A 25840-nucleotide genomic window follows, 5' to 3' on the forward strand; every position below is an offset into this window, starting at 1 on the left:
GCGCCACACGCGTGTGCGCTAACCCGCAGTGGCAGGCGGATGTGACCGTCACCGCCGGACGCCTCCCGGCTTCCTGGTGCATCTCTCCGGCGCGGCGCTCCTATCGGAACAGACGGGACATGCGCGCGGTGACGGTCGCCGTGGGAAGCCCGGTTCTCAGTTCTCAGTTCTTGGTTCTATGGTAGAATACAGCGCAAAGGCCGTGACGGAGACGAGTAGGCGGCAGTAAACCGGTCAGCGAGCGCGCAGGCGGTGTGAGGCGCGTCGGTGTTCGGTCGCTGAAAATCACTCCTGAGCCGAAGGGCGAACGCGCCAGCGTCAGTAGTCTGCTCCGGTTTCGCCGACCGTTATCCCGGCGGAGGCGTGATAGCGCCTCGATGAGTGCAGTCGATGATACACCGGCTGAATCAGGGTGGTACCGCGGGGCTTCACACCTCGTCCCTGCTCAGGGGCGGGGATTTTTTGTTGGCAAGGAGGTTGTGCATGGCGTTTCAGCCTGTCGATACCAGGGTCAACTTTCCGCGACTCGAAGAACAGGTCCTTGACCTCTGGCAGCGCAAACAGATTGTCGAACGCAGTCTGGAGTCCGGCAATAAACCGTTTGTCTTCTACGAGGGTCCGCCGACGGCGAACGGTCGTCCGGGGATTCACCACGCCATCTCGCGCATCTTCAAGGACGTCATCTGCCGCTATCGCGCCATGCAGGGGTACAAGATCATCGGGCGGCGCGAAGGGTGGGATACTCACGGTCTGCCGGTGGAGATCGAGGTCGAAAAGAAACTCGGCTTCAGCGGCAAGCCCGACATCGAAAAATACGGCGTGGCGGAGTTCAATGCGCAGTGCCGCCAGAGCGTCTGGGAGTATATCCAAGACTGGCGGCAGTTCACCCGCCGTATTGCCTACTGGGTGAGCGAAGACGCCTACATCACCTACGAAAACGACTATATCGAGTCGCTCTGGTGGATCTTCCGTCAGTTGTGGGATCGCGGGCTGCTCTTCCGCGATTACAAGGTCTCGATGCACTGCCCGCGCTGTGGTACGTCCCTCTCAGATCACGAAGTGTCGCTCGGCTTCAAGGACGATGTGGATGATCCGAGTGTGTGGATAAAGTTCCACGTGCGTGAGACGCACCACGAGGCGCTGCGCGGCGCGTCGTTCGTGGCATGGACGACCACTCCCTGGACGCTGCCCGCCAATGTGGCGCTGGCGGTCAAACCCGATGCCACCTATGTCGTGGTGTCGCACGACGGCGAGCGCCTGGTGCTGGCAGAGGCGCTGGTCCACTCCGTCCTCGGCGATGGCGTGACCGTCGAGCACACGTTCCAGGGCGCCGATCTGGTCGGCGCACGCTACGAAAACCTGTTCGACGGCGTGCCTGCGCCGGGTGACACAGTGGACTGGTCACGCGCCTACACCGTCGTCGCCGACGATTTCGTGTCGCTGGAGGACGGCACCGGCATTGTGCATATCGCGCCCGCCTATGGCGACCTTGAGATCGGCAGGAAGTACGGGCTGCCGACCCTCTTCTCGGTCGATCTGGCGGGCAACGTGCTGCTGGAGTTCGCGTCGCTCGGGTTCGCCGGCAAGTTCTTCAAACAGGCGGACCCGGACATTACGCGCAACCTGAAGTCACGCGGCCTGTTGTTGAAGAGCGGGCGCGTCAAGCACTCATACCCCTTCTGCTGGCGCTGCGACACGCCGCTGCTCTACTACGCCAAACGCTCATGGTACATCCGCACAACGGCAATGAAGGATCGCCTGGTGGCGAACAACCTGCTGATCCACTGGGTGCCAGAGCACATCCGTGACGGACGATTCGGTAACTGGCTGGAAAACAATATCGACTGGGCCGTAAGCCGCGAGCGTTACTGGGGCACGCCCATCCCGATCTGGATGGCAGAAGACGGCTACGCCGAATGCATCGGCTCGCTGGCAGAGTTGGAGCAGAAAGTCGGGCGCAGCCTGAAGGACCTGGAATTGCACCGTCCCTATGTCGATGAGATCACCTGGGTCGATCCACAGCACGGGCTGATGCGGCGCATTCCCGACGTCGCCGACTGCTGGTTCGACTCGGGCGCTATGCCGATCGCGCAGTGGCACTATCCGATGGAAAACGCCGAGATCTACGAACTGGCAAAGCAGGCGGACTACATCTGCGAAGCAGTGGATCAGACGCGCGGTTGGTTCTACACGCTGCACGCGATCGCAACCCTGCTGTTCGACCGTCCGGCGTTCAAGAATGTCATCTGTCTGGGGCACATTCTCGATGCCGAAGGTCAGAAAATGAGCAAATCGCGCGGCAATGTCGTCGATCCCTGGTCGGTGATGAATGAGCATGGCGCCGACGCGCTGCGCTGGTATCTGTTTACTGCGGCGCCTCCTGGCAGTCCGCGCCGCTTCTCGGCAGGGCTGGTCGCCGAAAGTCTGCGTCAGTTCCTGCTGACACTATGGAACACGTATGCGTTCTTCGTGACCTACGCCAATCTCGACGGCTGGACGCCGACGAAGGACGGCGTTGATCAGCATCTCGATCCGGCGACTCTCGTTCCCATCGACCGATGGGCGCTGGCGCGGCTCAACAGCCTGGTGCGTGACGTGACCGACGCATTCGAGGCGTATGATGTCACGACGGCAGGGCGCGCCATCGAAGACTTTGTCGATGAACTGTCGAACTGGTATGTGCGACGCAACCGGCGACGCTTCTGGAAGAGCGAACACGACCGCGACAAACAGGCGGCATACGCGACGCTCTACACCTGTTTGCTCACAGTGGCGAAACTGGCGGCGCCATTCGTGCCGTTCGTCGCCGAGGCGATCTACCGCAACCTGGTCGGGCTGGAAGGTCACGAGGGGCAGACCGACGCACCGGAGAGCGTGCACCTCGCCGCGTGGCCGCAGGTCAACGAGGCGTTGCTCGAAGAGCGTCTGGTAGCCGACACCGAAGTGCTGTTGAAAGCGGTCTCGGTCGGGCGCGCAGCGCGACGCGCGGCGGGGATTAAGGTGCGCCAGCCGCTGCGCGAGTTGTGGGTGCGCGCGTCAACCCCGGCTGCGCTCGAAGGTCTACGGCGCTTCGAGGCGGAACTGCGCGACGAACTCAATGTTAAAGCGGTGCACTACCTCGACAGCGCCGCCACGCTGGTCGAGTACCGCTTCAAACCCAACCTGCGCCTGGTTGGTCGCAAATACGGAAAACTGGTGCCTGCCATCACAGCGGCGCTCCGTGATCTGACCGGTGATGCGGCGCGCGCTGCCGCGCAGGCAGTTGAAGCGGGAGAGACCATTACGCTGACCGTTGAAGGGCGGGCGATTGACCTGTTGCCGGAAGAAGTGCTGGTCGAAAGCAGTTCACCAGAAGGATATGCGGTAGCGGAAGATGGCGGCGTGCTGGTGGCGCTCGATACCACCCTGACGCCGGAACTGACGATGGAGGGGTTGGCGCGCGAGTTGGTGCGCAACATCCAGGATGCGCGCAAAGATGCCGGGTTTGCCATCAGCGACCGGATCATCGTCTTCCTTGGCGGCGCCGATGGCGACGCCGAAGTGGAAGCGACGCTGCGCGCCTGGGGCGACTATGTGCGCGAGGAGACGCTGGCGGACGACCTGCGACTCTGTGCACCACCGGATCACGTGCATACGACCGTGCTCGAACTCGATGAAGGGCGCGCGCTCACGATTGGTGTGAGCAGGGGGCGGGTCTGAGACCCGACCGCATGGACACCTCTGAGACCGTTGTAGGGGCGGGGCGCAGACCCGCCCCTTCTACCCCCCGCCACGCAATCGGCGCAACTCCTCTTCCAGGGCGCGCAGGCGCGCTTCGGCTTCGCGGCGCGCCTGTGCTTCCGCTGCGCGCGCTTCCGCCTCCCGCTGCGCCCGTTCCGCCTCCCGCTGCGCCCGTTCCTCGGCTTCGCGGCGCGCCCGCGCTTCCGCTGCGCGCGCTTCCGCCTCCCGCTGCGCCCGTTCCGCCTCCCGCTGCGCTCGTGCTGCCGCCTCCGCCGCCTGCCGCACGACGGTCGCGTAGCTACCGAACGGTACGCCGCGTTCGTCGTAGCAGACAACGTGATCCCGCTCGATACCCAGCCACAGGTTGGCGATCACCAGATGCACCCGCCCCGCTGCATCCGGCGGGTACAGCCGGTACGCATCCCCCTCCAACCGATAGTCAAGCAGGCGCAGACGTCGCTCACGACCGCCGCGACTCATATTGTCCACAATAACGTACTGCGCCACCCCAGCGCGCGCGTAGTGTTCCACCTTGCGCTCCAGGTCGTTCTCGCGCGTTTCCGGCGAGGTGATTTCGATGATCAGCGCCGGACGCGCCCCTTCGACCGCCACCTCGAACGTGCTCCAGTCCTGACGTTCGTGGATGCCGGGAATGACCATCACATCCGGTCCGTGCGGACGCAGGTCGGGAACGTCCCACGCGACACGTACATCGCTGAGCACAATCGCCGCACCCGACTCCTCCAGGCGCGCGCGCAGCACGGCGGTGAGATACATCCGGTCGGTCTCGTGGCGGTCGCTATGCACGATGAAATCTCCCACTTCAGGGTGCAGGACATCCTCCAGCGTCAGCGGAACCTGTTCCAGGTGATGGGGATCATCGGGGGTTGGACGCGGCACGAAGCGCCAGCCGTAGCGGAAGGGATCGTCGGCGGGCGCCGCATCCGGCGGCTCGGCGGGGATGGTCGTCTGGGTCATCGCGGGTCCTCCCTGGCGCGTCCGGTTGTCGGGACGGGTGTGGCGGTCAGGCGATTCTGCACAGCATCATTGTACCATATCCGCACACGTGTGCGGTGCGAGAAGGAAGCGCAGCACCCGGCAGTGCAAGAGGCTTCGTCTTCAACAGCAGTGAAAGCACTGAAAAGGAAGGGAGGCAACTTTCTGCATCCCTTCCTTTCTGACATCAGTAGTCGAATAATTCTATCAGAAATGCGGGTATTCGTGCATATCGTGTGAACATCGATCCTGCCGCGTCGAAGTCTACCGGGCCAGACAATTCTGACATATCTTGAGTGACGAGGTCTGATTGCGCATAGAAGTCATATCAGGCGTATCTGAGCGGTAATCACCGTAATTGCCGCCATAACTCTCATTTTCATAATGAAATGCCCGATTACAGTTGCTATAGAGTCGCACCGACTCTATCCGGTTGTCCCAGGCGCCAAGAGACGGAAGCAGAAACGCCGATCCATCCGAAGGGCAGGGCATATTGCCGGTTGTAGTCAGAGATGCGCCTCTATAGTTGGTGTCGTCATACTCGATAGTGAGCACAAAGCTGCTTTGTGCGGGGTGTACATCGGTTGCTGATTGGCTATGCAGCATGTCGTCCGATAGATCATCAGGCGAGGCTGAAGGAGGAAGATGCACACGTCCATCGGTTGCAACCGCGATGGCTTCAGCAAAGGTTGAATAGCACCCGCGCCAGATGACCGGCGCAGCGCTGCTTCCAGGCGCTGTTGCTTCGGCATACACGACGCAGTGCTCACCCTGTGCTGAAACGCCGCCTGGAAGGGACCGGCTCTCATCCGCGTCTGAGTTCGACTCCGAAACCGGTGGCGCCACACTCGAAGCAGCGGGGAAAGCGCTCTGCGCGTCTGTCGGATTATCCTCGGAAGAGGACGGAGGAAGCTGCCCGCCATCGGTTGCAACCGCGATGGCCTCAGCAAAGGTCGGATAGCACCCGCGCCAGATGACCGGCGCAGCGCTGCTTCCAGGCGCCGTTGCTTCGGCATACACGACGCAGTGCTCACCCTGTTCTTGTGCATTGCTTATCGAGAGACGCGATTCGCTTGTGCTCACGAGAGCGCTTATGACCAGCAACAACCCGATGATGATGGTGAACAGCGTTGGCTTGAGAGTCATGGTGTTCCTCCTTTTCGTATTCTGGCGGATAAGATACGACTTCCAGCACATCTTGCGATGATGCACCAGGAGATTTTCTATTTATCTTCGGGTAATTCCCACGGTGAAGTCGTACACGAACGGATGATGGATGATCAAGGTTCGCGTCTCGTTCGTTGCCGGCATAATCTCAATAGCTTGCAGAGCATTTGCTTCCAGCCTGAGATTCAGCTTTTCAACGGATTCCTTTAGATCATCGATCTCATACTTCAGTATATACCCGCCATAACCATCATATACCCCAGAACCCCAAGAAGTAGAACTTGCCAGGTATAATCTCCCTTCATCATCAAAAAGAAGGGGCATCGTCGCAATCAATCTATTTTCATCATAAGAATAAGTTCCAAAGAGTGCAAAATTACTAAATTTTCTTTCAGGAGGACCACTTACTGTATACCCCACAATAATCTGCTTCTCGTCGGCATATACCCGCTCGACGGTCACAGTAAAACCATCAAATGACTGGGATAAAGACACAGTTTGACCCTGATTACCGATGATAATACCGGCTGTTTCCGGTTCAGAAAGAAAAGCTCGATCAAGAATCGAAAACACCCCTAAAGATGATCCGGTTAAAAAAATCGCAAGCAAGAACATCAGAATACCAATCAACGGACGAAGGTTCCTACTTCCATAGAAATTTTTATACATCTTCTTGTTCGACGAAAGACGATTACTTTGCTCAATATCGAGCGGAGGTTTCAAAAAAGGCACCTCTATTGCGCGTGAAGATCTTTCGAGATACTCGACTACACGAGCCATCTCCGGATCAGATACCAGATCTTGAATATCATGATACCTGTCATGCATTTTCGTCTGTCTCATCGTCCATCCTCTCCTTCAGGATATTCAAAGCATCGGACAGATAACGGTATACGGTGGCCTCGCTTTTTTCCAGAACTGTCGCAATTTCGCGTACTGTTAGACCCGCAATAAAGCGAAGCAGTACAACTTCTCGATATGAAGACTCTAGATCGTTTAGTAATCGCTGAATCCTTAAAACGGCTTCATTTCTTAAGATCGCACCTTCAACCGATTGCTCGGCGAGTGGATGTTGAGTCTCGGGAATTTTCTCCAATTCTATCGTTGAATGCTTGCGACGTCTAACATCAGTGACAGCATTAGCAGCAATACGAAACAACCATGCAGAAAAAGGGATTCCGCGATTTTTATATTTTGGAAGCGCCGTGAAAGCCTGTAAAAAAACCTGTTGTGTAAGATCGGCTGCGTCATCATCATTGTCGAGGCGCGTTCGTAAGTACTTATAGACACGAGAGGCATAGCGATAGTACAACACACCAAAAGCAGCCCGGTCTTGTTTCGCTGCTTCAACGAGCATTGATTCATCTTTCTCGAATAGTGAAACTTGAAAAATGAGCGTGTCTGGACTGATATCCATGTATCAACCCCCATATGTGCCACTCAAAGCACCTCTCGGTCGAACAGCGCATATTTTACTTACGTCACTCATGGAAACGTAGAAATCGAAAAAATCTCTCACACCCGTTTCGACCCTATCGGTCAACACTCGAGCGATGGACTGCAACAGGCGCTGCCCGACGCAGTGCGCTGCTTGTCGTGAGATGCGCGCCATCGCCACGTTGATGCACGACATTAGCGACACCGCTGGCCCCGGCGCGATCATCGCGCACACGCACGACACCACGGTGCCCTGTGTGATATGCTGGCAGCAGTGGGAGGAGTGACGGACATGCGAGAGGTGGAAGATGGTTGACCTATCGTACATGTTGCAGTACAATTGTACTAGACATATCGGAGCAACTGTATGACCCCTCATACCTTTGGCGGCGACTGGACAGACGATAAGTTAGAGCGATTGCGGAAGTACCTGGCGGCATACACAACGATTTTTAATAAGAACGAGCGCGCACGAAAACTGAAAACCATCTATGTGGATGCCTTTGCCGGAACAGGGTACCGCGCCAGGAAGACGCAACCGAATTATCAATCGCCCCTCTTTCCTGAACTGGAAGAACCCGAAGCGGCTGCGTTTCTCGACGGCAGCGCGCGCATTGCGCTCAGAGTCGAGCCGCCGTTCAAGCAATACCTGCTTATCGAACGCGATCCGGCGAGGGCGCAGGCGCTGCAACAACTCAAACGCGATTTTCGTGACAAACAGATCGAGATTGTCGAAGAGGACGCCAATAAATATCTCACGCAGTGGTGCGCTGAGCAAGACTGGCGATATTCTCGCGCCGTGGTTTTCCTTGACCCTTATGGCATGCAGGTATCCTGGGATTTGATCGAGGCATTGGCTCGAACCAAAGCAATAGATCTATGGTTTCTGTTTCCCTTGGGTGTAGCGGTCAATCGTCTGCTGACGAAAAAAGCGCCGCCAACCGGCGCGTGGGCTGATGCGTTGACCAGAATTTCAGGCACTGATGCTTGGAAGAGAGAGTTTTATGTTCAAAAGAAACAGCTCACGTTCTTTGGTGAGGAAGAGTCCTATGAGAAAGAGGCTGATTTTGAACTGATCGGGCGTTTCTTCGTCGAATGACTGAAGACGATTTTCCACGGAGTGGCAGAAAATCCCTTGCCCCTGCGCAATTCTTGTAATAATCCACTCTATTTGCTCTGTTTTGCGTCGGGCAATCCAAAGGGGTCACAGACAGCTATCAAGATCGCCCAAGATATTCTGAGCAAGTGAGCATGGCTGAACACTCCCACATCGAGTGGACCGAAGCGACATGGAATCCGGTAACGGGCTGCTCGAAAGTCAGCAGCGGATGCAAACACTGCTACGCCGAGCGCCTTGCGTTGCGGCTTCAGGCAATGGGCAGCGTCCGCTACCGCGACGGCTTCGCCGTCCGGCTGCATCCCGCCGTGCTCGACCTGCCGAAGCGCTGGCGGCAGCCGCGGATGATCTTCGTCAACTCGATGAGCGATCTGTTTCACGAAGACGTACCGCAGGAGTTCATCCAGCGTGTATTTGCCGTGATGCACGAGTGCCCCCACCATACGTTTCAGATCCTGACAAAACGCAGTGCACGCCTGCGCGAGATGGCGCCGCGTCTCGACTGGACGCCGAATATCTGGATGGGGGTCAGCGTTGAGAATCAGCGCGTGCTTCACCGGATTCACGATCTCCGAACCGTCCCGGCGCATGTGCGCTTCCTGTCGTGCGAGCCGCTGCTGGGTCCGCTCGACGATCTGCCGCTCGACGGGATTCACTGGGTGATCGTTGGCGGCGAGTCAGGTCCGGGCGCGCGCCCGATGCGCAAGAAATGGGCGCTTTCGATCCTGGATCAGTGTCGTCGCGCGCGGACGCCCTTCTTCTTCAAGCAGTGGGGCGGGGTGCGGAAGGACCTGACCGGTCGTGAACTGGAGGGGCGCACCTACAACGAGATGCCGCTGCATAAATGACGGTCACCCCTGCGTCGGGTCAATCAGCACGCGGTCGCTCCGCTCCTCATTCTCGTCCGGCTCCTCGACACACAGCGCCGCCACGTGATCATTCGGCGCCAGGCTGACAATCGTCACCCCCTGGGTGTTGCGCCCGAACATCGAAATGCCGCTGGCTTCGGTGCGCATCACCATACCACCCTCCGTGATAATGGTCAGCAACGAGTGCCCGTGCACCACATGCGCAACCGCAACCTCATCTCCAGGGCGGAGCCGGATGGTGATGACGCCGCCGGTGGCGCGTCCTTTGATCGGGTATTCCTCCAGATCGGTGCGTTTGCCATAGCCTTGCGCGGTCACTACCAGCAACGCCGCGTTCTCCTGCACCAGGTCCATCGAGACAACGCGATCCCCTTCGGCGAGCGCAATGCCAATGACGCCAGTCGCCGGTCGTCCCATCGGACGAACCTCTTCCTGGCGGAAGCGAATCGTCTGCCCACGCGCTGTGGTGAGCAGCACATCCTCGTGCCCCTGGGTCATCGCCACCCAGCCGAGTTCATCGCCTTCTTCGAGACCGATGGCGATCAGTCCGTTGGAACGCACCTGGCTGTACTCCTTGATCGACGTGCGCTTAATTTTGCCGCGCACCGTTGCCATAATCAGGTATTCCGCCTTCTCGAAGTCGGGCACTGCCAGCACAGAGGTTACCTGTTCGCCTGGTTCGAGCGAAATCAGGTTGACCAGCGGCAACCCTTTGGCGGTACGGCTGGCGTCGGGCAATTCATGCGCCTTAATCTGATAGACCTTGCCGCGGTCGGTAAAGAAGAGCAGGTCATCCATCGTATTGGCGGCAAGAATATGGCGCACCACGTCCTGTTCGCGGGTGACGGCGCCGCGGATGCCGCGCCCGCCGCGCCGCTGCGTTCGATAGACGTCGGGCGACTGACGTTTGACATACCCGCGGTCGGTGAGGGTTATCAGCACTCTGACATCGGGGATCAGGTCCTCGTCGCTCACTTCGCCGTTGGCTTCGGGAACGATGCGGGTACGACGGGCATCGCCATACTTCGCCTTCAGATCGGCGAGGTCCTGCTTGATGAGATGCAAAATCTTGCGCGGGTTCGCCAGAATATCCTCGAGTTCGCCGATCAGTTGAATAACCTCGCGGTACTCCTCCTCGATCCGCTGGCGTTCGAGCGCGGCGAGCCGTCCCAGTTGCATCTCGAGAATCGCGTTCGCCTGCGCCTCGCTCAACGCAAACCCGTTCATCAGGTTCGTGCGCGCATTATCGCGCGCACGTGAATTGCGGATGGTCGTGATCACCGCGTCGAGATTGTCGAGCGCTATCTTGAGACCTTCGAGGATGTGGGCGCGCGCACGCGCCTTGTCGAGGTCGAACTCGGTACGGCGTCGGATGACTTCGCGGCGGTGATCGATGTACTCCTGAAGCAAACGTTTGAGCGTCAGCAAACGCGGCTGCCGCCCCCCCTCGACAAGCGCCAGCATATTGACGCCAAACGTCGTCTGCATTTGCGTGTGCTTGTAAAGCGCGTTCAGCACCTTCTTCGGCTGTGCATCCTGCTTCAGAATAATGACCAGCCGCATGCCGCTGCGGTCGGACTCGTCGCGCACGTCGCGGATGCCTTCGATCTTGCGGTCGCGCGCCAGTTCGGCGATGCGCTCCTGGAGACGGGCTTTGTTGACCTGGTAGGGAAGTTCGGTCACGACGATATGGAAGGCGCCGCGCGCCGCCTCTTCGATGTGCGCTTTTGCACGAATAATAATATGACCACGCCCGGTGCTGTAGGCATTCATGATCCCTTCCGTACCGAGGATCATGCCCGCCGTAGGAAAGTCGGGACCGGGCAGGATTTTCACCAGGTCTTCGACCGTGGCATCAGGGGTGTCGATCAGGTAGGCGATCGCATCACAGACTTCGCTCAGGTTGTGCGGCGGGATATTCGTCGCCATACCGACGGCGATGCCGGCGGCGCCGTTGAGCAGCAGGTTGGGAATACGCGCCGGCAGGACGACCGGCTCGCGGTACTGACCGTCGAAATTGTCGCGGAAATCGACGGTGTTCTTCTCGATATCGGCGAGCATTTCTTCGGCAATTGGCGTCAGGCGCGCTTCGGTGTAGCGCATTGCCGCCGGCGGGTCGCCGTCGACGCTGCCGAAATTGCCCTGCCCCTCGACAAGCGGGTAGCGCATATTCCAGGGCTGCGCCAGACGCACCAGTGCATCGTAGACGGCGCTGTCGCCGTGGGGGTGCATTTTACCCAGGATTTCGCCGACGATGCGGGCGCATTTCTTGAACGGCTGATTCGCCCGAATGCCCATGTCCCACATCCCGTAGAGGATGCGCGTTTGGACCGGTTTCAACCCGTCACGTGCATCGGGAAGCGCGCGCGATACAATTACGCTCATCGCATAATCCAGGTAGGCGCTGCGCATTTCTTCAGTAATGTTGCGCGTTCGGACGATCCCGATTTCCATACAATCTCCTGAACATGATCAACGGCGGCATGGAAGCCGCCGGGTGTCGCCCTGCCTGCGTATTTGCTATGCACAGTATACCGCTCGATCCCGGTTTTGTCCAGGATTTTAGCGCATCTGTTCTTTTATTCCTGGCGCAGAGATCAATCCGCTATCCGCACTCCGCCTGGCGACTCATGGATTCGGGTATTCCAACGGCATGCCCGCCGCCCTTTGACACGCTCAGGCTGCGGGGTGCTTCATACGCCGAATCGCTGCTCAGGAATCAAGAGGAAGCGGCAACCCGCGCACCGCCACCGGTCCAAACCCCAGGTAGTCGCACGCGGTCAACTGATAGTACACACCGTCAACGATCCCCTGTGTCGCGGCTGCCCAATCTTCGGGACGGTGCAGGTGCCCATAGATGCACGCAGCCGCCTTTGCCGCCGCAATCCGGCGTGCAAATTCGGTGGGGCGACGCGCGGCGAACGGGGGGAAGTGGATCATCACCACAATAGGGCGCCTGCCTTCTGCGAGGCGCAGCGCCTCTGCGAGCGCTCTGTCGAGGCGCGCCAGTTCACGTTCGTAGTATGGTCGATCAACCGACTCCTGGAAGCCGGGCGTTTCTGGTGCGTTCCAGCCGCGTGTGGCGCAGACGACCGCTGCGCCGATGTCGATGGCGCTCGCTTCGAGGATGTCGATCCCTGGAGGCAGCGCACGACGCACGCGATTGGTGCGCTCCGAACTCCACCAGTAATCGTGGTTGCCGCGTGAGATGATCTTTCGCCCTGGCAGCGCCGCAAGCCATTCCAGATCGACCAGCGCATCCTGCAATTTCATCGCCCATGACGTGTCGCCGGCAAGCAACACCACATCATTGGGACGGACGCGCGCACGCCAGGCGGCGGCGATGCGCTCCGGGTGATCCTTCCAGCGACTGCCGAAAATGTCCATCGGCTTGGGTCGGGCAAAGGAGAGGTGCAGATCTGAGATGCTCCATAGCATGCCGCGCATGGTACCAGACCTGTGCGCGCCTGCCAAATTATGCGGTATGCAACCCGCACTCAGTTTTGGCGAACCCGACCCAGCGCCCTGCACGCGCATCTTTCGCGTCGGCGGGACGGGTGCAGGGCATACAGCCAATGCTCGGATAACCCCGGTCGAGCAGCGGGTTGTACGGCACCTGGTAACGGTGGATATATCCCCAAATCTGCTGGTCGGTCCAGAAAGCCAGCGGACTGATCTTCACCAGGTTATGGCGTGTGTTCCACTCCAGCAGGTCGATGGTTGCGCGTGTGACTGACTGATCGCGGCGGATGCCGCTGATCCAGGCATCGTAGGAACGCAGTGTTTCGGCGAGCGGCGCCACTTTGCGCAACTGGCAGCAGCGATCCGGGTCACGCGCATAGAGGTGTGGTCCTTCCTGGCGATCCTGCTCCTCGATCGACAGGGCAGGGCGACGACGCTGGATCGGGATGCCGTAGCGACGCTCGACCATGTCGGCGAGTTCATACGTTTCGGGAAAGAGGAGGTCCGTGTCCAGGAAAACCACCGTAATATCCAGATTGAGTCGTGCAACCATATCGAGCAGAACCATCCCCGACGGTCCGCTGAAACTGCACGTCAACGCGATGCGGGGACGAAACGTATGCACTGCCCAGGTCAAGAGCGCTTCGGGCGGTTGGATCTCGAACTGTTTGTTCAATCGTTGCAGTTCTTCCGGCGACCACGACGACATGCGTTCGAAGTCGTTCTCCATACGGTGTGCCTCCGAGAACCGAGAACTAGAGGGTAGGGGTTAAGGGTTAGAGATGTTCACCCTTCAACACTTTCCCCTTTCCCACCTGCTCACTTTGCACCTTCGATTCTGCAACCTTTGCGCCTTTGCGCGTTTGTGTGATTGACCACCTTCAACACCGGCGCTCGTCGTCCCTGTAGGCGCGCCAGCGCCGCGCCCCTACTCGCTAACCCGCAACCTCTGCGCCTTTGTGTGACAAAAACGTTCGACGTTCAGCCATACTGTCGCACGGGCATCGCGGTGCGACGCCCGTAACCGTTGCCGTAACGGGCGTCACACCAGCGCACTCCTGCCTGTAACCTTCCCACGTGCACCGTAGCAGTGCGGTGCAACGCCGCTACAGATGATCCCTTGCCTCTCGCCTCTCGCCTCTCGCCTCTCGCCTCTCGCCTCTCCCCTCTCCCCTCTCCCCTCTCCCCTCTCGCCTCTCGCCTCTCCCCTCTCACCTCTCCCCTCTCGCCTCGCTGAGATACTGTTGAATGGCGATGAATGCCGGGCGCGGACTGCCGTCGGCGTTGAGAATGGCAAACGACGCCTGTTCGTGCAATGGCTGGCCACTGCGCGCGCGCAGGATGGCGAAATTGAGGTTCCAGAGAACCATCGCCTCAACCCACGGATACTGCTCTTCGGTCAACCGCATCGCGCCGACAATGTACTCCGCCTGCTGCTCGAATGACACCTGATTTCCATACTCGAACCCTGGCGTTGTGTTGCGTGTCGCCCAGCCGAATTCGGTGATCCAGATCGGGATGTCTCCCAGCCGATACGCGACCATGATCCGCCGCACATTCTCGACGTGGCGGAAATAGAACGTGGGATGGTCGGTCCAACCGCGCGCGGTGCTCGGATTGATCGGCCAGAGGGTGTCCGGCGGGTTCGCCGCGCCGCCGGGATGCACCGCTTGTGCGTCCATACACTCCCGAATGACACCGTCTCGATAGGCGTACATGGCTGAATAGTATGCCATGTCGTCCACTGCAATGCGCACATCCGTAATGCCGGTTGAAGACGGGGCGCCCGCCAGGACGACAATCGATGGGTCGAGCGCTTTGATGCGCGGATAGGCAGCGCAGAGCAGTTCGACGTATTTCCCCGCATCGTCGATAGTGACGCGACCGCCATTTTCGTGCGCCAGGTTTTGTTCGTTCCAGATTTCGATAGCGTGGATCGTGCCGGGAAATCGTCGCACCAGCGCATCGACGAAATCGCCCAGGCGCTCCGGGTCATCCGGCATGCCGTAGGTTCCGCGCGAGTAGAACGCTGGCGCGCGCACAATCGTGATGAGCAGGCGCAATTTCGCATCATTGACGGCATCGACGACAGCGGGCAGTTCCCCCCACGCATAGCGTCCTGGCGGACCTTCCAGGTCCTTCCAGTGGATCTGCTGACGGATCCAGCCAAACCCCGCTTCTCTGGCGCGTTGTAGCGGCAACCGGCGCGAGGTATAGAACAGGTGCGCCGCAACGCCAAACTGGAGCGGACCGGCGCGAACCGGCGCTGGCGTAGCCGTAGGCGACGGGGTGGAAGTGGGCATGGCGGTGGCAGTCGGTGTCGAGGTAGCCGTGGGCAGGGGGGTGGCAGTAGGCGTAGCAGTGGGTAGCGAGGTGGGCGCAGGCAGTAACGTGGCAACGACAGGGGACGAGGTGATCACCGGCGGCGCCACGACAGTCGGGGTCGCGCCACAAGACATCAGCAGCGCCGCGATCAGGATCAACCGAACGATGTGCATGATCGCGCGTGATCAGTACTGAATCATCGAAAAGAAGGGATAGTTTGCCAGGCGCTCACGCCCCTTGAGAAACAGCAATTCGATCAGGCACGCCACTTCTTCGACAACGGCGCCAGCCGTTTCGACCAGCTGGCATGCTGCAGCAACCGTTCCGCCGGTGGCGAGCACATCATCAATGACGACGACACGCGCGCCAGGCGCCAGAGCGTCGCGGTGCATCTCGAGTTTGTTCGAGCCGTACTCCAGATCGTATTCGACCACAAAAGTCTCCCATGGCAGTTTACCCGGCTTGCGGATCGGCACCAATCCAATTCCGAGGCGGTACGCGAGCGGTGCGCTGAAGATAAAGCCGCGCGACTCGACCCCGACGATAGCATCAAGCGCACGCCCTTCGTAACGCGCCGCCAGCGTGTCGATCACCTGTTTGAACGCTGCACCATGTTGCAGCAGCGGGGTAATGTCTTTGAACTGAATGCCGGGAACGGGAAAATCGGGAACATTGCGGATCAGATCAGCCAGGTTAATGGTCATAGAGAACCTCCATAGCGCCGAGAACCTGAGATGAGGGGTAAGGGGCAGGATATTTCACCCTCCACTTTGCCTTCTACCAGACTTTTGAGGTCAAGATACGCACAGACCAGGAACAGGGACCGTTCCGCCAGCGAGGTTCCGTAGCAGACCTCGATCAGCGGCGGAGACCTCAAAGGTCACATACCCCCTCTCCTCTCTCCCCTCTCCTCTCTCCCCTCTCCCCTCTCCTCTCTCCTCTCTCCCCTCTCCCCTCTCACCTCGAGAAGACAATTATCGATCAGCCGCGTTGTTCCGATGCGCACGGCGAGCGACGCCAGCGCGCGAGCGGTCACTTCCTCCAGTTCGTGCAGGTCGTCCAGGTCGGCGACGCTAACATAATCGGCGCGCGCCAGCGGTTCGGCATCGATGACAGCGCGCATAGCTGCGCGCAACGCATCACCATTGCGTTCACCAGCGCGAAAGCGGTCCTGCGCCGCTTGCAGCGCGCGAAACAGCACTGTCGCCGCACGGCGTTCCTCGGGGTTCAGGTAGACGTTGCGGCTGCTCATTGCCAGACCGTCCGGCTCGCGCACAATCGGGCAGACGACGATTTCGACAGGGAGGTTCAAGTCGAGGGTCATCCGGCGGATGACAAGCGTTTGCTGCGCGTCTTTCTGGCCGAAGTAAGCGCGGTGCGGCGTGGTAATATTGAACAGTTTACACACCACCGTAGCGACGCCGCGGAAATGACCGAGGCGCGCCGCGCCTTCCAGCGGCGCTGTAATCGGTCCGGCATCGACGAACGTACCGAACCCAGGCGGATACATCTCGGCAACGTCCGGCGCGAAGACGAGATCAACCTTTTCGGCTTCGAGGAGCGCCAGATCACGTGGCAGATCGCGCGGATAGCGCGCCAGGTCCTCTGCGGGACTGAATTGGGTCGGGTTGACGAAGATCGTCGTGATGACGTTATCGTTCTCGGCACGGGCGCGGCGCACGAGTGAGAGATGCCCTTCATGCAGATACCCCATCGTTGGCACGAGACCCACTGTGCCGTGGAGGGCGGCGCGCGCCGCGCGGAATTCCTCAATCGTAGCAATGACGCGCATAGCGCCTCACGATAATCCTTCCAGGGCGGCGCGCAGTTCCTCATCATTCATCCGGCTGCTGTGTTCGGTAGCGGGGAAGCTGCGCTCACGAACAGCGGCAATATAGGCGGCAGCGGCGGAACGGATGATCGGCGCCAATTCTGCGAAGCGGTGCGCGTGGCGCGGCTTGAAATCGTCACGCAACCCGAGCATATCGGTGGACACCTGCACCTGCCCGTCGCAGTGCGGACCGGCGCCGATGCCAATAGTCGGAATGCGCAGGCGTTCGGTAATCGCCGCAGCCAGTTGTGCCGGAACCAGTTCAAGCACCAGCGCAAACGCGCCGGCTTCTTCGAGCGCCAGGGCATCCTCGATCAAGCGACGGGCGGCAGCAGCGGAGCGTCCCTGCACCCGCACTTTCCCAAAGACGTGCGCCGATTGCGGCGTGTACCCCAGATGCCCCATAACCGGAACGCCACATTCAACCAGGCGGCGGATGACCGGCGTCATCGTCTGCCCGCCTTCGAGCTTAACCGCCTGTGCACCCCCTTCCTGCATCAACCGGCGCGCCGCAGAAACCGCCATCTCCAGCGTTGCGTAGGTCAGGAAGGGCATATCGGCGACGATCAGCGCCGACTGCGCCCCGCGCGCCACGGCAGCCGTATGGCGCACCATATCGTCGAGGGTCACCGGGATGGTCGAACCGAAGCCCAACACATTATCGCCGAGCGAGTCGCCGACCAGTACCATGGGAATGCCGGCGGCATCGAACAGCGCAGCAGTGATCGCATCGTAGGCGGTCAGCATTGCAATCGGCTCGCCGCGCGTCTTCATCTGCTGAATGTCGGTAATGGTTTTTCGCATGGCGTAACAGAAAAAAGCGGCGAGGAGGGATCGCTGATCCGACCTCGCCGGTCATACCTGTACAGAAACGAGCGCTTATACCAGGCTCAATAACTCATTTGCGGTGCGCTTCATCTCGAGGAAGACGAGGCCGAGTTTTGCCTTGCTGGCGGCGAGCGCGGTCAGCACCGCCTCGTCTCCGATGGACACCAGCACGACATATCCTTCTTCGCCACGGACGAACACCTGATCAAGCTGCCCGCGCTTCAGTTCGTTCGCGATCCGCTCACCAAGCGACAACATGGCGGCGCTCATCGCGGAGACGCGATCCTCTTCTACATCAGCCGGCAGCGCCGAGGCCATGATCAGGCCGTCTACACTCACGACAGCAGACGCCTCAATGTCGGGCGTGTTCATCTGCAAGGCCTTGAGATGCCGAACCATCTCCTCGGTTCTGCTAGCCATTCAGGTCCTCCTCAGGACATTGGAATGAACGAAAGCTGGTCCTGTCTTCTTGCGTGCGGGCAACTCTGCGCTTTACTGCTCACGACAGACACCCGTATTGTGCAAGTCGCTGATATTCTACTACACTTTTTGACAGAGAGCAACTGGAAATCCCATTTCTCATCGAGATCTTGCGTATTGATCGACGGATGGAGACCTGATCCGTCATCATTTCGCCGACGCCATCCGCAGTTCAAACGCGCCAACGCCCTCGTGTGCATTGCTGCCCACGGTCAGACGGTAGACGCCGGTTTCAGGAAGGGTCTGCTCGCCGGGGTCGCCGCACCCCAGGCAGGTGGCGAACACCTCTTTGCCGGAAGGAGCGTGCAGCGTGAGAGACAACTGTGATACTTCCCGGTCATATTTCGTAACCGTCACAACAACCTGCTGCCCGGCCTGCGCCTCGAACAGGTAGACATTTCTGGCTCCTGGGGTTTCGATGCGTCCTGCACCAGGCGCCGGCTGATCACCGGCGATCACCGTATCGATGCCGATGGTGAACTCACGTGGCGGCGGGACATCATAGACGCCCAGTTCATAGGCGCCGACGGCAGGATCGCGGTCACTGCCCACAACCAGGATATACCGCCCCGCGCGCTTCAGGGTGCGCGCCCCCGGGTTGCCGCATCCCAGACAGGTGGCGAACACCTCGCCGCCAATCGGGTCGATCAGTCTGAGACGCACCTGGCTGAGCGCCGGGTCACGGCGCCGGGTGACAATAAAGATCGTCTGATCGGGGCGTCCCTCGAAGATATACTCCTGGTGCGCGCCGGGCGACATAATCTGCCCGGCGTCCGCGTTCGGAAGACCGGCGCCAATGCCGGCGTCGAGCGTGATCTCAAAGCGCTGCGGCGGCGGCACATCATAGATCTGCATCTCAAACGCACCCGTGCCGGCATTTGATGTCCCGCCGATCACCAGGGTATATCTGCCGGGGCGCCGAAGCGACTGGAGACCGGGATGACCGCATCCCAGACAGGTACTGAGCACCCGTCCCCCTGTCGGTTCAATCAGGATGACTTTGACCTGCTCCATCCCGCGGGTGTACTTCCGGGTTTCGATGAAGATCTGCTGCGGCGCATCGATGACGAAGTCATACCCCAATCGAACGTTCGGAGCCGTTATTTCGCCGCTAATCATCTCATTCATCCGGTAGGGGACGACCGTGTCCGGTCGTCCTTCGCCCGGCGGAAACGGCGCTTCTTCGACAACGGTCGTCGCTGCGGCAACAACCGTTTGCTGCATAGCCTCCAGCGTCGGCGCGAGTGCGGTCGCCTGCTCTCCAATACCCGCCGCTGCCTGTGTCGAAACCGCTTCCAGCGTCTGTTGTGCAGCAAGAACCGTTGGCGCGACGGTGGAGACCTGTTCCATCACCTGATCCCTTGCTGAATGCCCTGGCCAATCTGACGCACAATATAGACAATGCCGACGATAGCAACGACGGCAATGATCAGCGTGACGACCCCCAGGAAGCCGCAGACTCCCGGTCCACGGCGTTGGGAAGGCGCGGCCGACGGTGGCGCCGGCGACGGTGTGGATAGCGGTGCATCCGCCCGGATCGCCCGGATCGCACCGACCGGCACGGTCGCCTGCCTGTCGGATGCTGGCGATGCAGCATAGGGTTGATCGGCGATCTTCTGTCGCCCAACAACGATGGTTGCATCAACTGCGGGCAGTGACGCCGATAGCCCGCGCGCCTGACGTAACGCGCGGCGCAAGGCGTCAGCGCTGGCGAATCGAGCTGCCGGATCGAGCGCAAGCGCCTGGCTCAGGATAGCGCTGATATCTTCTGGCACTGCCGGATTCAAACGGTAAGCGGGTTCAAGCGGATCAGGTTCACGGGTGATCGTCGCAGCAGCGCGCGTTAATGCGTCAGGCGGCGGCGAGCCGGTGATCAGGTTGTAGAGTGTCGCCCCCAGCGAGTAGAGATCACTCTGCGGCTCGGCGCCGGACCCCTTGATCTGCTCCAGCGGCGCGTACTGCGGCGTATACCCGAAGACGCTGCCGGTCATCGAGCGAGTCTGTGCTGCTGTGGCGCCCTTCGCCAACCCAAAATCGAGCAGAATAATCTCGCCGCGCGGGGTCAACTTCATGTTCTGCGGCTTGATGTCACGGTGGACGACCGGCGGTTGCTGCGAATGGAGATAACTGAGCGCATCCAGCAAGGTATCCGCCCAGGACAACACCTGATCGACGGGGAACGGCGCGCCGCGCTGTTGCAGCAGTGTTACAAGATCATCACCGGGGATGAACTCCATGACCAGAAACTGACCCTGATCATCAACAAAGTGGTCAATAACGCGCGGCAACGCCTGATGGCGCAGCGACGCGAGCAACTGCGCTTCTCGTGCAAACGCGCGGCTCAGTTGCTCGCCCTCGACAATCATCTGCTTGAGCGCAACCGGACTTTGCAACCGCAGGTCGAACGCTTCATAGACGGCGCCCATGCCTCCTTTGCCAATGGCGCGGATGATGCGGTATCGACCATGGACGAGCATGTCGGGCGCCAGCATGCACCTCTCCTTTGCGCGATGTTTCGTGTTGATTATACGCTACAATGAGGGGTCAGGAATTAGGAGTTAGGAGTTAGGAGTTAGAAGTTAGAAGTTAGAGTCACCTTCCGCCTTCCCACGTTCAACGTGCACCTGCCACCTTCCCACCTGCCACCTTCCCACCTTCAACGTGCAACGTGCAACGACCACATTCAACCTTCCCCCTGCAACCTTCTCGCCTCTTGTCCCGCGCCTCACGCCGTGCCGCACCTGCCCACCCCCAACGGGCAGCGTACAACGACCACCTGCCACCTTCCCACCTTCAACATTCAACGCCTAACAAACCTTACCCCCGCCAGTAGCGCGGCGCGGCGCTTTCGTCGAGGTCAACATCGGCAAGATTAGCGATGGTCAGTTCGCCGCGCATATCGAGATACTCGACATACGCCCCGGCTTTTTGCAGCGCCAGCAATTCGTCATACCCGGCGACGCCGGGGTAGAGCGCTGCGGTCAACTCAGCAATCGTGCGCGGTTCGCTGCACAGAGCGCGCACATGATCGAGGCGCTGCTCCTGCACGCCGATGATACGCTCAATCCAGCCGTGCAGATCCTCGATAGGGGCGCCGTGACCGCCGAGCGCCAGGCGAATGCCCGATAGTGCATCGATCGCGCGTAGCGCTCTGAGGTAATGGTCGAGACCGGTGGAGAGAGTGATGCTCTCCGGCGGCAGGAAGATCGAGGTCTGCGGCAGCAGGTGGTCGGCGCTGAGCAGAATATCGCCGATCTGCAGACAGACCTGTCCCGGACAGTGACCAGGGACGTGATAGACGCGGAAGAGATCGTCGATCACATCTCCCTCACGAAAAATGGTTGCGACATCGACCGAGCGGAAGAGATTCTTGCTCCAACCATACAACTGCATCAGCATCGCGTGTTTTGCCGGTGACACGCCCGCACGCCGGAGGAATGCCGCGAGGGCGCGCCGCGCCAGGATGAACCGCTCTTCGTGGTGGGTCAGCACACGCCGGTCGAGTTCATGCACCGCGATCGGCGCATCGGTCAGGGTGCGCAGCGCCGTCAACCCGCCGTAGTGGTCGATATGTGCGTGAGTGATGATAATGCGGCGCAGGTCGGTCCAGGTCAGGCGTTCGTTCCAGTCGGAGCGCAGGGCGGCGAAGGCGGCGCGCAGATCGGCGTCGCTGTCTCCCAGACCGCTGCCGGTATCGATGAGCGCAGTGTAATCGCCTGCAATGACGACATAGACGTTGGCTGTCAGGCCAGGAAAAACGCGCAGCGGCATGCGATAGATGCGAACGCCGCCGGGCGCATCGTGGCGAGTGATCGGTTCAAGGGACACGGCGACTCTCCTCGAGACGGGTATACAGAGCGAAGGCGGCTGTAGCGAGCGGCGCAAGCCCGGCATCGTGCGCCAGACGAGCAGCGACGCGCAAATGAGAGGTAATCGGCGTTGGATCGCCGAAATCGCGTTCGATGCGAACAACCTCTATAACGGTGCGAACATATTCGGGAAGGAGCGCCCGTTGGGCGCTGTAGTGCAGCGCGTGCAGCAACACCGCGCGTGCGTGCGGCAGGTCGTTGCGCAGCGCCAGCAGACGCGCCATGCCGTGGTGTGCGCTTACATAGATGAAACCGTACAACTGATGCGGTACGCGCAACGCCTCGTGAAAATGGGCGTCTGCGCCTGCCAGGTCGCCGCGCGCCAGCGCGATCATCCCCATCCCCACCGCGATACTGGCGCGGTGCGATTGAAATGCCGGTGCGCCGGCGAGACGCGCCGTCATTTCGCCAAAGCGCTGTTCCGCCAGCGCCAGACGATCATCGAGCAACCAGAGAAACCCTTGATGGATGCGGGGCCAGATCGCCGCCCATGCCGCTTCAGACGCACGCGCTGCCGTTTCCAGGCTGCGTTCCAGCCAGATCGTTGTTTCGTCGGGCTTGCAAGCGAGCGCATTCAGGTGCGCCAGTTGCAGCGCCGACACGACCGCTGCCGGCGCCTGACCGGTTTCGACCGCCAGCGCATATGATTGGATCAGGCACGGGCGCGCGCTGCGCAGCAACCCCTGCATCAGCGCTGCCCATCCAATCTGGAATAGCGCCGCTGCTGCTTCGTCCGCTCCGAGGAGTTCAGGCAATTCTTCCGCTGGATTACCCGGAACAGGATTGGCCGGCGTGAATGACGGAAATGTCCGCCATGCCGCATCAGAGTCGCCAATGGAAAGCGGATTGGTAAACTGGACGCCCGGTTCGGGTGTTTCACGTGAAACAGTATCCGCGTGCAGAGAAAGCGGGGCGCCGATGCCGCTTTGACGCTCGCGCGTTTCCCGGCGCGAGCGCTCAGAAGCCACGAGCAGCGTATCGGGTTGCAGGATCAATGCTGTACGCCGGAGCATGTCGGTGATCGAAGGCAGTGGTTCGATACAACCATCTTTTTGCGCCCGCGCCGTGTGCGCAGCGCTGATCGCGGCAGCGCCTGCCAGGTCGCCCATCAGTGCACGCAGCAGCACCAACCGACGTGGCGCAACCAGCGTTGGCGGCGTTACACGATGCTGAGTCGCCCAACGCTCATAGCGCGCCGATGTTTCCTCAAGCCCATTCCAGTCCAGCAGCGTCTCGCATGTCAACAATCGACCGGCGAAAGCGCGCTGCACTCCTTCGACCGGCGCGGCATCGCCGAGACGCTCGCCTGCCTCGATAGCGGCGTCGTAGTGACGCAATGCGTCGCGATAGCCGAATGCGCGACGGGCATGATCGCCGGCATCGGTTGCATACCGCAGCGTCTCGCGATCGGCTGCGCGGCCCGCCTGCCGAAAGTGATAGGCGATTTCGGCGGCGCGTTCTGGCAGATGCCTTTCCAGCGCCGCTATTGCTGTGCCGATTCGATGATGGAGCAGGCGTCGTCGCGGCGACGAGAGGGTTGCAGCGGTGATCGAACGCACCAGATCGTGATTGAACGAAAGGTGCGCGTCGTCATCTTCGACCAGTATCTGGCGCTCGATCAGGATTTGTGCGGCTTCGAGGGCGTCCGTACCGCCGAGTCGCTCAATCAGGTCGAGTGACGCCGGACGGTTGATCAGCGCCAGATGTTCTGCCAGGTCACGCGCTGCCGCCGGCAGACGGTCGAGGCGTGCACGTACCAGTTCGCGCATCTGCGGCGCTTCGGCTGGATCGGGGAACGGCGCACCCGCATCAAGATCGGGGAGTAATGCGGCAAGCGACGCGGCGCCACGACTCTCCAACAACGCCTGCACCGTCACCATAAGCGCCAGAGGATTGCCGCCGGTGCTGCTTGCCAGTTGAGGCGCCAGACGCGCAACTCGTCCGGTTTCAACCCCGGCAAGCAGGGCGAGAAGTTCCGCTACTGCGGCGGCGTCGAGACGGCTGAGCACCAGCGGGCGCAACAGCATATCGCGCCCGAGCGTGCGGAGCAGGCGATGGAGCGACGGGTTATCACTGAGTTCGTCAGCACGGTACGCCAGAATGATCAGCAATGCCCGACGCGATGCCTGGCGGGCCAGCCGTCCAATCGTCGCCAGCGTGGCGTCATCCGCCCACTGCGCATCATCGAGTGCGATCACCAGCGGCAGTGTGCGCGCCAGTGCGAGCGCCAGTTCGCATAAGCCCTCGATCTGGCGATTTCGGCGCTCATCGGGCGGTACATCCGGCAACTCCGGCAGGTCTGGCAACCGTTCGCGCAGCGCCGGAAAGAGGTCGGCGATCTGCGCCAGCGCAAACTGCGGCAACTGGCGCAGGCGCTGTTCCGGCGCGTTGCGCACCAGCGAACGCAGCATCTCACTGACCGCCGCGAACGGCAACCCCTGCTCCAGTGAGGTCGCGCGAATCTCAATCGTCAGAGCGCCACGGTCGGCGGCAATGCGCAACGTTTCCGCCAGCAGGCGCGTTTTCCCGATTCCCGCCTCGCCAACGATCGTTACAATCCCGCCAGTACGCTGATCGAGATTGGCAAGCCAGCGCCGGAGCAATGCCAGTTCCTCCTGTCGCCCAACAATCGGCGTCGGCATCGACCGCAGCGGACGCACCGCTTGAAGCGGGACGCCAGCGCCGCGCGCTGCGGTTGAGCGCGGTCGTTCGTGTTGATTTTCCTGCGACGGCGGACTGCCGATCCGCAGTTCACCCCCGAGATCGCCGCGCAGAATCGCCATGTGGAGCGCCTGTGTCTGAGGGGATGGCACGGCGCCCAGTTCGTGATCCAGAAGATGCCGGTACCGTTCATAACTCTGAAGCGCGCCCGCCGTATCGCCCGCGCGCGCCTGCGCCAGCATTAATACCCGCCAGAGCGGCTCGGCGAGCGAAGCGACCGCGATGCCGCGCCCGGCAAGCGCCATTGCTGCGGTTGGATCGCCGCGTTCGAGTTTAATCTCCGCCAGTCGCCGTAATGCATCGAGGTAGCGCGCGCGCAGCCGCTCACGCTCCATGATGACCCACGCAAGATCCTGTTCGTCTTCGAGAAAATCGCCACGGTAGAGAGCAATGGCGCGCTCCAGGCGTTCCGCTTCCCGCTTTGCAGGAACAACGTCGTCGGCGACGGCGGGTTCGGTCAGTGCGAGGAACTCATCAACATCAATCCACGCGCCGCTCTCCGTGTTCCAGACATACCCGCCGGAACGGGTCAGAATGTAGCGGCGTGAGGCGCGATCAGCTTCCGGTTCGAGAATGCGCCGAAGACTGCTGATGGCGCTGCGCAGGTTCACCGCTGCGCTGGCGTTGTCAGAACCGGGCCATAACCACTCATACAGCCGGTCGGCAGTGATAAGTCGTCCACGCGCTGCGGCGAGAATGGCGAGCAGACGCCGCTCCTGCCGGGAACGCCAGGCAGAGTCCGGCAACGGATGACCATCGACTTTGACGGTCAGTGTGCCGAACAGTTCAATCCTGAGCGCTTCCTCCATGCTCGTCCCCTCAATGGCATGGTGCGATGCACTATAAGTATACCACGCCCATGGCGCGTTCGCACGAAACGACCGGCAGACCGCTCAACCTGATACTGATACGCGGCCATTTGGATAACCATGAGTCCACTGCACAAAGGCTTCACCGCCAAGGACACGAAGCGCACGAAGGTGAAGAACCATGAAGCGCATGTCCTTTATGTCCCTTT

18 protein-coding genes, 1 pseudogene and 1 other annotated feature are annotated in these 25840 nt (G+C 60.5%); of the genes and pseudogenes, 3 read left to right on the forward strand and 16 right to left on the reverse strand.

Annotated elements, in window-relative coordinates:
- Nucleotides 1–193 precede the first annotated feature (193 nt).
- Nucleotides 194–446 (forward strand) — a binding site (T-box leader).
- Between the two features lie 37 nt (nt 447–483).
- Nucleotides 484–3699, forward strand: a complete 3216-nt coding sequence (gene ileS, locus AC3EA7_RS08945) for an isoleucine--tRNA ligase (RefSeq protein ID WP_488613700.1) — start codon at nt 484–486, stop codon at nt 3697–3699.
- Nucleotides 3700–3759: 60 nt separating this feature from the next.
- On the opposite strand, the gene AC3EA7_RS08950 is transcribed toward ileS, so the two are convergent.
- The 4 genes from AC3EA7_RS08950 to AC3EA7_RS08965 form a co-directional block, all read right to left on the reverse strand.
- Complete coding sequence (locus AC3EA7_RS08950) at nt 3760–4698, reverse strand: Uma2 family endonuclease (RefSeq protein WP_488613701.1); 939 nt, start codon at nt 4696–4698, stop codon at nt 3760–3762.
- Nucleotides 4699–4980: 282 nt separating this feature from the next.
- Entirely contained in the window at nt 4981–5862 is an 882-nt protein-coding gene (locus AC3EA7_RS08955; RefSeq protein WP_488613702.1) for a hypothetical protein, read from the reverse strand.
- A gap of 81 nt (nt 5863–5943) precedes the next feature.
- The gene (locus tag AC3EA7_RS08960; protein WP_488613703.1) at nt 5944–6726 is read right to left on the reverse strand and encodes a DUF4179 domain-containing protein; all 783 of its coding nucleotides are present in this window, start codon (nt 6724–6726) and stop codon (nt 5944–5946) included.
- A complete protein-coding gene (locus tag AC3EA7_RS08965; RefSeq protein WP_488613704.1) occupies nt 6704–7300 on the reverse strand; it encodes an RNA polymerase sigma factor in 597 nt (198 codons plus the stop codon). Before AC3EA7_RS08965 ends, AC3EA7_RS08960 begins: the two co-directional genes overlap by 23 nt.
- A 387-nt stretch (nt 7301–7687) precedes the next feature.
- Here AC3EA7_RS08965 and tcmP point away from each other — a divergent pair, with 387 nt between their 5' ends.
- Together tcmP and AC3EA7_RS08975 are read left to right on the forward strand one after the other, a co-directional pair.
- Nucleotides 7688–8419, forward strand: coding sequence for a three-Cys-motif partner protein TcmP (gene tcmP, locus AC3EA7_RS08970; protein ID WP_488613705.1), 732 nt, complete (start codon nt 7688–7690; stop codon nt 8417–8419).
- Between the two features lie 152 nt (nt 8420–8571).
- Nucleotides 8572–9285 (forward strand): DUF5131 family protein, encoded by a 714-nt coding sequence (locus tag AC3EA7_RS08975; protein ID WP_488613706.1) that lies wholly within the window; start codon nt 8572–8574, stop codon nt 9283–9285.
- A gap of 3 nt (nt 9286–9288) precedes the next feature.
- Here the strand turns inward: AC3EA7_RS08975 and gyrA are convergent, their stop codons facing one another.
- The 12 genes and pseudogenes from gyrA to AC3EA7_RS09035 form a co-directional block, all read right to left on the reverse strand.
- Nucleotides 9289–11760 (reverse strand): DNA gyrase subunit A, encoded by a 2472-nt coding sequence (gene gyrA / locus AC3EA7_RS08980; protein ID WP_488613707.1) that lies wholly within the window; start codon nt 11758–11760, stop codon nt 9289–9291.
- A gap of 258 nt (nt 11761–12018) precedes the next feature.
- The gene (locus AC3EA7_RS08985; protein ID WP_488613708.1) at nt 12019–12753 is read right to left on the reverse strand and encodes a metallophosphoesterase; all 735 of its coding nucleotides are present in this window, start codon (nt 12751–12753) and stop codon (nt 12019–12021) included.
- A gap of 28 nt (nt 12754–12781) precedes the next feature.
- A complete protein-coding gene (locus AC3EA7_RS08990) occupies nt 12782–13498 on the reverse strand; it encodes a phosphoadenylyl-sulfate reductase (RefSeq protein WP_488613709.1) in 717 nt (238 codons plus the stop codon).
- A 481-nt stretch (nt 13499–13979) separates the two neighbouring features.
- Nucleotides 13980–15266: a glycoside hydrolase 5 family protein gene (locus AC3EA7_RS08995; protein WP_488613710.1), complete on the reverse strand. Its 1287-nt coding sequence runs from the start codon at nt 15264–15266 to the stop codon at nt 13980–13982.
- A gap of 12 nt (nt 15267–15278) precedes the next feature.
- Nucleotides 15279–15797 carry an adenine phosphoribosyltransferase gene (locus tag AC3EA7_RS09000; RefSeq protein ID WP_488613711.1) on the reverse strand — a complete coding sequence of 173 codons (519 nt, stop codon included), beginning with the start codon at nt 15795–15797 and terminating at the stop codon, nt 15279–15281.
- 245 nt (nt 15798–16042) lie between these two features.
- Nucleotides 16043–16885, reverse strand: a pseudogene (gene panC, locus AC3EA7_RS09005) (pantoate--beta-alanine ligase); the annotation flags it as partial.
- Nucleotides 16886–16891: 6 nt separating this feature from the next.
- On the reverse strand, nt 16892–17728 hold the full coding sequence (gene panB, locus AC3EA7_RS09010; RefSeq protein ID WP_488613712.1) for a 3-methyl-2-oxobutanoate hydroxymethyltransferase: 837 nt from the start codon (nt 17726–17728) through the stop codon (nt 16892–16894).
- A 75-nt stretch (nt 17729–17803) separates the two neighbouring features.
- Nucleotides 17804–18172, reverse strand: a complete 369-nt coding sequence (locus AC3EA7_RS09015) for a roadblock/LC7 domain-containing protein (protein ID WP_411854009.1) — start codon at nt 18170–18172, stop codon at nt 17804–17806.
- Between the two features lie 207 nt (nt 18173–18379).
- Complete coding sequence (locus tag AC3EA7_RS09020) at nt 18380–19582, reverse strand: hypothetical protein (protein ID WP_488613713.1); 1203 nt, start codon at nt 19580–19582, stop codon at nt 18380–18382.
- Complete coding sequence (locus AC3EA7_RS09025; RefSeq protein ID WP_488613714.1) at nt 19582–20724, reverse strand: serine/threonine-protein kinase; 1143 nt, start codon at nt 20722–20724, stop codon at nt 19582–19584. Before AC3EA7_RS09025 ends, AC3EA7_RS09020 begins: the two co-directional genes overlap by 1 nt.
- A gap of 325 nt (nt 20725–21049) precedes the next feature.
- Entirely contained in the window at nt 21050–22060 is a 1011-nt protein-coding gene (locus tag AC3EA7_RS09030) for an MBL fold metallo-hydrolase (protein ID WP_488613715.1), read from the reverse strand.
- Nucleotides 22050–25631, reverse strand: coding sequence for an ATP-binding protein (locus tag AC3EA7_RS09035; RefSeq protein WP_488613716.1), 3582 nt, complete (start codon nt 25629–25631; stop codon nt 22050–22052). Before AC3EA7_RS09035 ends, AC3EA7_RS09030 begins: the two co-directional genes overlap by 11 nt.
- Nucleotides 25632–25840: the final 209 nt, after the last annotated feature.

This window comes from Roseiflexus sp. (genome assembly GCF_057785375.1).

Bases quoted from the DNA above. Each gene is read 5' to 3' on its own strand.
- ileS (WP_488613700.1), top strand. From the start codon at position 484: ATGGCGTTTCAGCCTGTCGATACCAGGGTCAACTTTCCGCGACTCGAA.
- AC3EA7_RS08985 (WP_488613708.1), bottom strand. From the start codon at position 12,753: ATGCGCGGCATGCTATGGAGCATCTCAGATCTGCACCTCTCCTTTGCC.
- AC3EA7_RS08995 (WP_488613710.1), bottom strand. From the start codon at position 15,266: ATGCACATCGTTCGGTTGATCCTGATCGCGGCGCTGCTGATGTCTTGT.
- AC3EA7_RS08990 (WP_488613709.1), bottom strand. From the start codon at position 13,498: ATGGAGAACGACTTCGAACGCATGTCGTCGTGGTCGCCGGAAGAACTG.
- AC3EA7_RS09000 (WP_488613711.1), bottom strand. From the start codon at position 15,797: ATGACCATTAACCTGGCTGATCTGATCCGCAATGTTCCCGATTTTCCC.
- AC3EA7_RS09015 (WP_411854009.1), bottom strand. From the start codon at position 18,172: ATGGCTAGCAGAACCGAGGAGATGGTTCGGCATCTCAAGGCCTTGCAG.
- AC3EA7_RS08965 (WP_488613704.1), bottom strand. From the start codon at position 7,300: ATGGATATCAGTCCAGACACGCTCATTTTTCAAGTTTCACTATTCGAG.
- AC3EA7_RS09025 (WP_488613714.1), bottom strand. From the start codon at position 20,724: ATGCTGGCGCCCGACATGCTCGTCCATGGTCGATACCGCATCATCCGC.
- panB (WP_488613712.1), bottom strand. From the start codon at position 17,728: ATGCGAAAAACCATTACCGACATTCAGCAGATGAAGACGCGCGGCGAG.
- AC3EA7_RS08975 (WP_488613706.1), top strand. From the start codon at position 8,572: ATGGCTGAACACTCCCACATCGAGTGGACCGAAGCGACATGGAATCCG.
- AC3EA7_RS08950 (WP_488613701.1), bottom strand. From the start codon at position 4,698: ATGACCCAGACGACCATCCCCGCCGAGCCGCCGGATGCGGCGCCCGCC.
- AC3EA7_RS08960 (WP_488613703.1), bottom strand. From the start codon at position 6,726: ATGAGACAGACGAAAATGCATGACAGGTATCATGATATTCAAGATCTG.
- AC3EA7_RS08955 (WP_488613702.1), bottom strand. From the start codon at position 5,862: ATGACTCTCAAGCCAACGCTGTTCACCATCATCATCGGGTTGTTGCTG.
- AC3EA7_RS09020 (WP_488613713.1), bottom strand. From the start codon at position 19,582: ATGGAACAGGTCTCCACCGTCGCGCCAACGGTTCTTGCTGCACAACAG.
- tcmP (WP_488613705.1), top strand. From the start codon at position 7,688: ATGACCCCTCATACCTTTGGCGGCGACTGGACAGACGATAAGTTAGAG.
- gyrA (WP_488613707.1), bottom strand. From the start codon at position 11,760: ATGGAAATCGGGATCGTCCGAACGCGCAACATTACTGAAGAAATGCGC.
- AC3EA7_RS09035 (WP_488613716.1), bottom strand. From the start codon at position 25,631: ATGGAGGAAGCGCTCAGGATTGAACTGTTCGGCACACTGACCGTCAAA.